Source organism: Thalassospira xianhensis MCCC 1A02616 (assembly GCF_003326475.1).
In the GTDB taxonomy this organism is placed as follows: Bacteria; Pseudomonadota; Alphaproteobacteria; order Rhodospirillales; family Thalassospiraceae; genus Thalassospira; species Thalassospira xianhensis.
Genome location: NZ_JPWA01000078.1, coordinates 1 through 3,618, shown reverse-complemented (window position 1 = coordinate 3,618; position 3,618 = coordinate 1). Strand labels below are relative to the sequence as shown.

Annotated in this window: 3 protein-coding genes and 1 pseudogene; all 4 read left to right on the top strand. The window is 58.5% G+C overall.

Features of this window, described 5'->3' with window-relative positions; all coding sequences use genetic code 11:
- The coding region (locus tag TH5_RS25020; RefSeq protein ID WP_147250193.1) for an OmpA family protein at positions 1–765 on the top strand (765 nt) is incomplete at its 5' end.
- Positions 766–777: 12 nt separating this feature from the next.
- On the top strand, positions 778–1,962 hold the full coding sequence (locus TH5_RS25015) for a flagellar motor protein MotA (RefSeq protein WP_114124128.1): 1,185 nt from the start codon (positions 778–780) through the stop codon (positions 1,960–1,962).
- 4 nt (positions 1,963–1,966) lie between these two features.
- Positions 1,967–3,130, top strand: coding sequence for a peptidoglycan -binding protein (locus TH5_RS25010; RefSeq protein ID WP_114124127.1), 1,164 nt, complete (start codon positions 1,967–1,969; stop codon positions 3,128–3,130).
- A gap of 151 nt (positions 3,131–3,281) precedes the next feature.
- Positions 3,282–3,618: pseudogene (locus TH5_RS25005) on the top strand (hypothetical protein); the annotation flags it as partial.

Here is a 3,618-nt window from a genome sequence, read left to right as displayed (position 1 = left end):
GCCCCGGTGGCCGCCGCACCGGCAGGCAGTGGTAACGCACCGGTTCCGTTAAGCAAACCGACACCGTCACCGTCACAGGCCCCTGCTCCTGCCGCCGAAATGGCCCAGGCATCCGAATCCCCTGCAGCACCGAAGGCCGAACCGGCTCCCGAAGCACCGAAAGTCGAAACAAAACCGGCTGAAATCGAACCACCAAAAGCCCCGCCGCTTCCGACCGAGGAAACCAGACAGGCACCGCCTCCTCCCGCACCCGAACCGGTTGTACCGGACAAATCAAACGTGCCCGAGGCACCAAGCCCGGCACCCGATACCACAACATCCCCGCAGGAAATGCTTGAACAGCGTTCCAGCAACGAGCCGCCTGTCGCGCCGGCCCCGGCACCAGAACCGGCAGCCGAAACCGCAGCAGTACCACCAGCCGCCAAGGACCCGGTTGCATCCGCACCGGCCGGTGCTGGCGAATACAGCCTGGCATTCGGTTCGGGTAGCTTCGAGCTGAACAACGCCGCACGCAGCCAGCTTGACAGCATCGTCAGCAGCATGGGCAGCGACGAAACCATGCGTATTCAGCTTCAGGCCTATGCCGAAGGCGATTCCAACAATGCCAGCAAGGCACGCCGCCTGTCGCTTTCGCGCGCCCTGCAGGTCCGTTCCTATCTGATCGACAAAGGTGTGCGGTCCACGCGCATCGATGTCCGTGCGCTGGGTGCCAATGTTCCTTCCGGCCCGGCGGATCGTGTCGATATCAAAACCGTTCAACGCTAGGATTGATCCGTCATGAGCAATAATTCGGCCAACGGCATGGCAACCCTTCCTGCTGTTACCAAACCGGGAAGCTATCTGACGCGGATGGGGATTTTCATCGCCATTATCGCCGCCGTCGGTGCATTGCTGTTTCCGGCATTGTCCGATGCGTTCATGGCCAATGCCGTGTTGAACGGACTGATCCTTGGCGTGTTTGTTGTCGGGGTCATCTACACGTTCCGCATGGTCGCAAGCCTGTCGACCGAAGTCACCTGGATCGAAGATTTCCGCCGCAACCGTCCCGGCCTGACATCGCAGGTTCCGCCGAAACTGCTGTTGCCAATGGCCCGCATGATGGCCGAACAGCGCCGCGACCGCCCGCAACTCTCGACCATGGCGACGCGCACCATTCTGGACTCGATCCGTTCACGTCTGGATGAAAGCCGCGAACTGTCGCGCTATGTCGTTGGCCTTCTCGTGTTCCTTGGTCTGCTTGGGACCTTCTGGGGCCTGCTTCAGACCGTCAATTCGGTCGCCAATGTCATCGGCGACGTCAATGTCGGCTCGGGCCAGAATATTGATCTGTGGTTCAATGAACTCAAGGAAGGCCTTGCTGAGCCGCTTGGCGGCATGGGAACGGCGTTTTCGTCCTCGCTCTTTGGTCTTGCCGGATCACTGGCCCTTGGCCTGATCGACATGCAGGCCGGTCAGGCACAGAACCGCTTCTTTAACGAGCTTGAAGAATGGCTTTCGGGCTTCACCCGCCTGTCTTCGGGCGGTCCGGTTTCGGATGGGGAACAGTCGGTTCCGGCCTATCTGTCGGCCCTGATCGAACAGATGGCGGACAATATGGAAGGGTTGCAAAACTCGATCCAGCGGTCCGAAAGTTCGCAGATCAAGTCACATAACACCCTGATCGATCTGGCCGACAAACTCTCGACCCTGACCGATCAGATGAAGGCCGAACAGCAGCTTATGGTCAAGCTGGCGGAAAACCAGATGCACCTGAAACCGGTGCTTGATCAGCTTTCCGATTCCATGAAAATCGGAAGCTTCGGCATTGACGACAATACACGCGCCCATATCCGCTCGCTCGACAACACCCTTTCGCGCGTTGGCGAGGAACTGACAATGGGCCGTCAGCAATCGACCCAGGAAATCAGAAGCGAGATCAAGCTTCTGGCCCGTACCATCGCCGCGATCGCCGAGGAGGGTTGATCGCATGACCGGGTTGTCACGCCGCCGAAATCGCGACGTCAACACCTGGCCTGGCTTTGTTGATGCCTTGGCCACCCTGTTGATGGTGATCATTTTCCTGCTGATGATTTTCGTCGTTGCGCAGGTCTATCTGGGTGCTGCCCTTTCCGGGCGTGACCAGGCATTGAACGACCTCACCGCACAGGTGAACGAGCTGACAAATCTGCTGTCGCTCGAACGCACCAACAATCAGCGCATGGAACTCGAACTGACACAGCTCACGACCGAGCTTTCCAACACCAGTGACCAGCGCGACGAATTGCGTGACCGTGCCGCCGCCCTCGCAAGCCAGCTTTCAGCCGCCGAATTGTCCGCTGACGAGATGGAAAAGAAACTTCTGGCCGCCCTCGCCAATCTCGAGGAAAAAGAGGCCGAGCTCAGCACAGCACGCGAAAAAGCCGACGAACAGATGGCCGATCAGGAAAGCCGCATCGCCGAACTTTCCGCACTGCTGGCTTCGCGCGCAGCCGAACTTGAAGACGAGAAAAAGCTCAGCACCGAGGCACAGGCACAGGTCGCAGCCCTTAATCAGCAGATGCTGGCCCTGCGCCAGCAGCTTCAGAAAATTCAGGCTGCCCTCGAAGTCTCCGAACGCGAAAACGAGGATAAACAGGCCCAGATCGTCAATCTCGGGCAGCGCCTCAATGCCGCCCTCGCCACCAAGGTTGCCGAATTGCAGCGCTATCGTTCGGAATTCTTTGGCCGCCTGCGCGAAGTTCTGGGCGACCGTCAGGATATCCGCGTGGTGGGTGACCGCTTTGTCTTCCAGTCCGAAGTCCTGTTCACATCCGGCTCCGCCGATCTTGGCGAAGAAGGTCAGGAACAGTTGGCAAAGCTTGGCGATACCCTGAAAACCATTTCGGCTGAAATCCCCGACGATATTGACTGGGTCATGCGTGTTGATGGCCACACGGATAAAGTTCCGATCCGTAACCTGAAATTCGCGTCAAACTGGGAACTGTCGGCGGCACGCGCCATTTCGGTGGTCAAGTTCCTGATTGATCGCGGCGTTCCGCCAAACCGGCTGGTTGCTGCGGGCTTTGGTGAATATCAGCCGCTTGATAACCGCGACGACGAAATCGCCTATCGCCGCAACCGTCGTATCGAATTCAAGATTACCGAACGGTAAGACCGGCACCATAAAGATCACCAACGGCACCCTTGATGGGTGCCGTTGTCATTTCTGGCGCATTTCTCTGGATCGGGAAAAATTCGGAACCAAGAACCACACCGGCACGTTGGTGGCTTAAGGGAGCCTTTCAAAAAAAAGGAGGCCACAAATGTCCATCCTCAGGACCCGAAACGAAACCGTTGGCGTTTTTGATGACCTTCCCGCCCTGCAAAAAACCGCAGAGGATCTGGAAGAAGCCGGTTTCAAACATTCCGACCTAAGCCTGCTTGCGACCGAACGCACCATTGAGGACAAACTGGGCCATATCTATCGCAAGGTCGAGGATATCGAAAACGATCCCGACATGCCCCCGCTCGCCTATACAGCGCCCACCCCGATTGGCAATGCCGAGGGCGTTCTGGTCGGTGCCCCCATGTATGCCGCCGCCTTTGGCGCGGCCGGTGTCATGATTGCCGCAGGCGGCCCGATTGCCCTGACCATCGCGG

Bases quoted from the DNA above. Each gene is read 5' to 3' on its own strand.
- TH5_RS25015 (WP_114124128.1), top strand. From the start codon at position 778: ATGAGCAATAATTCGGCCAACGGCATGGCAACCCTTCCTGCTGTTACC.
- TH5_RS25010 (WP_114124127.1), top strand. From the start codon at position 1,967: ATGACCGGGTTGTCACGCCGCCGAAATCGCGACGTCAACACCTGGCCT.